The following is a 5,650-nucleotide window of genomic DNA, read 5'->3' on the forward strand; positions in this document are numbered from 1 at the left end:
GGTGTGGGTGTGTGGAGTGGGGGAGAGGGGGAGATGGGGGGATGGGGGGATGGGGGGAGGGGGAGATGGGGAGATGGGGAGATGGGGAGATGGGGAGATGGGGAGATGGGGGGAACCACCTCAGGTTGTCGCTGCATCCGTTGTGGAAAATTATTCCCACACTCCCGACTCCTTTCTAAATTATGGATTTAACGGCTAAACTAGTTATTTTCCATGGCTCAATCTTCACTACTTTTCCATCAGATGATGGTTCTGATAAACTCACAGGTCTTTCCAATAAATCAACTGGGTGAACTACTTTTAATCCCAAATCACTCACCAAGGATAAATTTGCTGACTCCCCATGAGATTCATAACACCTGAGAATCCATTGATCAGGGATATCTTCGGATTGTTTAAGTGCCATCAAAATTAGAGTCTTGGCTGACAAGTTTAATAGTTGTCCGGTTGATGGTAAAGAAGGTTGACTATTATTACTGAGATTATTACTGACAACAGAACTATTGGCGGGAGACCAAAGTAAGCCTAATAATGGTAAGTTAAGTTGGTATGCTAGCTTAACTGTATCTGCAGAACGCCAACTGCCTTGATGAGGATACAGAGCATAGGTGAATTGGTGGATGCCTTGATCAGCTTCAGGATCGGGCCAAGTGGGAGAGCGAAGCAATGTTAGACGTAATTGGGAAGCCTGGGCATCATAACCGTATTTGCAATCATTGAGCAAACTGACACCATAGGTTTGATCACTCAAGTCTGCCCAACGCAGAGCAGGTACTTCCCATTTAGCTTGCTCAGCAGGGGTTTGGGGTCTAGTAGAACGTTGAATTACTCCACAAGGCATCTCATAGGACACATAATCGGCCTCAATGGCTAATGGAAAAGCAGCTTTGACTAATACATGGCGTTCCTGCCAGTCTACGGTAGTGGCAATTTTGAGCACTGGAGATTCCGCTGAGAGGATATAGTCCTGACAAAATTGCGATCGCATCAGCTGACGCACCACTCGCAAACGCTGACGCAATACTCCCGTTTCAATCCACTCGATCCCGATCAGCTCAGTGCTCGGCAAAGGATGGTCAGCATAATTTGGGTCTATATTCCATGCATCCCAATATTGACCACTATCCTCGAAAGCTTGTAGCTGATTTCCAAGACCACTAAGCACTTCCCGCTGATTAACCTGATCGAAGACACTACTCAACTCTCCAGTTTCTCGGTCTACCACTACTCGTAGGTATTGATTCTCTAACACGAAATCTTCAATCGGGAGTTGGGAATCGGGAATTGGGAATCGGGAATCGGGAGTCGGGAGTCGGGAATCGGGAGTCGGGAATCGGGAATGGGGAATCGGGAATCGGTTACTGGGAGGTAGCTCTATGGTCAAGTGCTCAGTATTGCTGCACAACCAAAAAACACGATATCCTACCGAAGGAATATTACTGGCTAGAAACAGCAATTCTATTTGAGAATAGTAGAGATTGTCATTGTTATTGTCATGCTTTTGGATGTGCTGGGCTTGATCGTGCTTAACTTGAGAGACTATCTTTTCCCCAAAACAGTCATACACTTCCCATTCGATTGACCCGACCGGTAAAGACACAGGTAAAGTAACAGCTAAAGAAACAGCAATTACTTCTGAATGCTGCCAATTGAGAGGATTAAAGACAATAATGGCTTGAGCATTAGGTTTCGGTGGTGGTGGCAGGGTGATCTTGGATGCGATCGCATTTAATGATTCCTCCAATATCTCCCCCGTCAACTGCTCGACTTCCTGCCAAGCCTGATTAGCGTCTACAAAGACTTCCGGAATCGATGTTCCTGGTAAGATGTCGTGGAACTGATTAAATAACACCTTTTTCCAGGCTTCCTCTAGTTCAGTCTTAGGATAAGCTTGTCCTGTCGCAATGGTTTTCAGGGCTGCAAACAGTTCTGCTTGGTACAATAACCCCTCACAACGACGTAGATAGCGCTTTTGGTCAGCGTGAGTGGTATAGCAACCCCGATGGAATTCTAGATAGAGTTCATCATTCCAGACCGGAATCTCTTTAGTGGTTTGGCTTTGGCCTTTCCCCCCTCCTTTAATTTCTTCTCCCCTCACACTTGCGACACTTGCGACACTCTGTGTAAGGTTGGTTGGAGTTAAAGCTTGAAGGTTCTCAATACAACCTGCAACCTTGGCCAAAAGGCCACGCTTCGCGAACAACCTGCTAACCTTGGCCAAAAGGCCACGCTTCGCGAACAACCTGCTAACCTTGGCCAAAAGGCCACGCTTCGCGAACAACCTACTAACCTTAAACAAATACTCACTGGCCGTGGTAAATTCCAGCTTTGGGAAGAATGGGGATTTCTGCCAACGCCTTGCTACTTGTAACATATCGCGAGTCGGACCACCGCCATGATCTCCGACACCAGGTAACCAAAATGCATCTTTGAGTGAGGTTTGAATTTCCCAATCAATGGCGTAGCTTGCCATAGTAATGGGATTTGTATCCATAACACCAGCAACGTTAGGGGGAGACATCAGGCTGAAAATTTGGCTGCCATCGGGAGACTGCCACCAGAAAGCACCATAGGGAAATTTGGTGGTATCGTTCCAGTGCAGCTTCTGGGTCACGAAGTAGTCAATTCCACCCTGTTTGAGTAATTGAGGTAGTTGCCAACAGAAGCCAAAACTATCGGTTACCCATGCTACAGTCGTTAACTGACCGAAGGTTTTCTGGACGTAACGTTGAGCATAGAGGATTTGTCGGACAATTGATTCACCATCAATTAAATTTAATTCTGGTTCTACCCACATCCCTCCCACAATTTCCCAACGACCAGCAGCTACTTGTTGTTTAATTGCTTTAAATAAATCAGGCCGATGCTGTTCTATCCAAGCATAAAGGGCAGGGGTGGTATGGCAAAAGGTGAAATCTGGAAATTCTTGCTGTAGCTTTAATACTGATTCAAAGGTACGCACAGCTACGTCCCAGGTCTCGCTCACTGGCCATAGCCAAGCCAGATCAAGGTGAGCATGACCTAGCATTTGGATAGAGTTTTGACTATTTTGAATTCTGAAGTTTGAATTCTCAATTGTACTGAGTTGTTGGCGCAATCGGGTAAGCGATCGCATAAATTCTGTCGGCTGTGACACCATTTCCCAATCAATCTCAGCCACAGCCTTAGCTAGAGTCCCTAATTGTTCTGGTTCAAAACTAGCGCTATACTTTTGTAAGACAGTCAATTCATCAGCTACAAAGCCTGGATCGATATCATCATTGGTGGCTTCGTAGAGGATTTGCGATCGCATTAATCCGCCGATATCATGACCAGGACTAACCAACCTTAGGGCTACAGCAAACTCTTCCCCTGGCACTACTGTTGAATTTAACAGCATCCGTGTGGAGGAATCAAACAAATCCCCCTCTTGTAGGAGCTGACCGTTGACAAAAATCTGAGCCGATTCTGCCCACCAGGTCAATACCAAACGTAATCCTAAGCCCGATAAAGGATAGCGCTGCAAATCCTGGGGCACTAGGAATCTTTGACTCAACCAGATCACTTGTCTGCCAGCAGACCAAGTAATGTAATCCTTTTCATTGCGTTGAGCTATTGACCAATTCTCCCAGGTCTGTGGTTGAGTGGCCACAGGGTAAGGAATATCTCCGTTACAGTATCGCCAACCCTGCTGAACATTGGCTTGAGTTAAAGCACGGAGTTTTGCGATCGCATCATTAATACCATCAATAATCTTAATCTGATCCATTCGGTTGACAGCGGTTTTGAATGCTTCCCCCACCTGCGTTCTCGTGGTGGGGGTGTCTTTCTTAATTACAAGGTTTTATCCCTCGCGATAGGCGGCATTCTCGCGCCTGCTGCCAGGACTTTTGCGCTTACTATTCCCCCAAGTCGTTGTCTTGATGCAATAGCGAGTGGGGGAAACCCCCAAGACCGTAATGGTGCGTTTTCCGCATTAAGAATTAAATTCGCCACGGGTCGCACCTCTGCATCGCTTCCGCTATGGGGCAATTCTAAGAAACTTTTACCTAGAGTCTGACGTATATAAACCGACAGAGCGAGGAAAAACAGGTTTGTTTTCCCTGGCGTTGAGAGGTCGTGCCTCTAGGTTGCTCAGAATCTTGTTCTGTCCTTTGCCGTACCGCTCAAGCTACATTAATTATAACACAATTTTTTGTTCCTTGACCCCCACCTGAACGAGGTGGGGGAATGCGTCACAAAATCTGTTCAATTTGGTGAGGTAGTTTCGTTCTGGGAGGGAGCAGGGAGCAGGTAATAGGGAATAGGAAATAGGGAATAGAGAAACAATGCTGTGTACCTGATCAACTAGTCTTCATTGAAATTCTCTTGTTATTAGAGTAGGGGAGAGGATTTGACCTTTTTTTTGATAACGGAATAATATTCAATTTTAAATAAGCAACAGGTTATCATTAATTTGTTATTTGTGCTTTATTGACAGTTATAGCGCTACGCGCAAGGCAAGAGGCATGCATGCTAGAGGCAAAAGTTGACTACAACAGCTTTTGAGCTTGTATCAATGTCAAACAGCTTAATGGGTAGCGCGATCAGCGCTAGCCGTCAACTGTCAACCAATAACCAGTTCCTGGTATAGATGTAGCTTAAATGTCTATCAGGCTGATAAGCGCGTTTGTATTTGAGATGTAAACCTAAAAGGTCTTTTTTTATTGGACAATAAAACTGAGGCTTTATTTGCCCTCTTGCCTATTGCTAGCATGCCTATTGCCTTTTTTGCCAATTCGTTTGTTTACAACCTAGATACAAACGTGCTTAGCTAATCCCTCACCCAAACAATAACCATCATGTCTTCCCCTGCCAAAGGTCCCTATCGCAGTAGATTGTTTAACTTTATCAATCGACAATCTCAACGGTTTGCTGACCAAATTCAACGTACAATACGCCATTTAAAGGTTGCAGGGGTATGGGGAGGACAAATTTTACTTTATCCGGTGTACCTGCTGGTGCAAGCTAGTTTATCCGCTGGGCGTCAAATCTCTTCTTCGGTAAAAGCTGGATTGCCCCAATTAAGGACATTTAACCACACCCAGCCCCAAGAAACACCGCCAGAAGCAGATACAGCAATTCAGCGAGTTTTACAAGAGTTGAACCTTGGCAAGTTTACCCTTGAACTTGATCTAGAGAACCTAAAACCGTCGAACGGACAACCTGTAACCCTCAATAACGGGCAACCTATCCTAATCGAACGGCAAAGGGGAACATACCTAAATAACGGGCAACCTGTAGTAAGCCTAAATAATGGGCAAGCTGTAACCCCAGGACAATGGGCAACCCCAAATCAAACCCCAGCTCAAACCCCAACCAATGAGCATATGCTGATTCAGGGAGTAGCTTGTTTATTGGACAACAGGGGTCTAGTGCTGGTGACAGTGGAAAATCAAATTCTGGATATATTGACACCCCAGCAGCAGCAAAAACTAACATCCAGAATCAGCTGGGAGGTGGCTGACTTACTGCGTAAATGGCGTTTAGCCCACTCGTTAGAGTTCTTACACTGAACTGAGAGGATATCTCCCAAGTTTTTTGATACTGAATTTTGCCCCCCTAGCCCCCCAACTTTGGGGGGAACAAGAGTCAATTTGCTTCTAAAAGTCCCTTCCGGTGCGCTTTCCAA

2 protein-coding genes and 1 pseudogene are annotated in these 5,650 nt (G+C 45.6%); 2 read left to right on the plus strand and 1 reads right to left on the minus strand.

The genetic code is table 11. The features are described from left to right. Positions 1-192 (plus strand): annotated as a pseudogene (locus tag F6J99_RS41150) (hypothetical protein); the annotation flags it as partial. Here F6J99_RS41150 and F6J99_RS41155 read toward each other — a convergent pair. Further along, positions 176-3,781: an alpha-mannosidase gene (locus tag F6J99_RS41155; protein WP_365975268.1), complete on the minus strand. Its 3,606-nt coding sequence runs from the start codon at positions 3,779-3,781 to the stop codon at positions 176-178. The pseudogene F6J99_RS41150 and the gene F6J99_RS41155 sit on opposite strands and share 17 nt — an antisense overlap. 1,039 nt (positions 3,782-4,820) lie before the next feature. On the opposite strand from F6J99_RS41155, the gene F6J99_RS41160 reads away from it, so the two are divergent. Further along, positions 4,821-5,534 (plus strand): hypothetical protein, encoded by a 714-nt coding sequence (locus tag F6J99_RS41160; RefSeq protein ID WP_293122197.1) that lies wholly within the window; start codon positions 4,821-4,823, stop codon positions 5,532-5,534. The last annotated feature ends 116 nt before the right edge of the window (positions 5,535-5,650 follow it).

Source organism: Moorena sp. SIO4G3 (assembly GCF_010692305.1).
Classification (GTDB): Bacteria; Cyanobacteriota; Cyanobacteriia; order Cyanobacteriales; family Coleofasciculaceae; genus Moorena; species Moorena producens_A.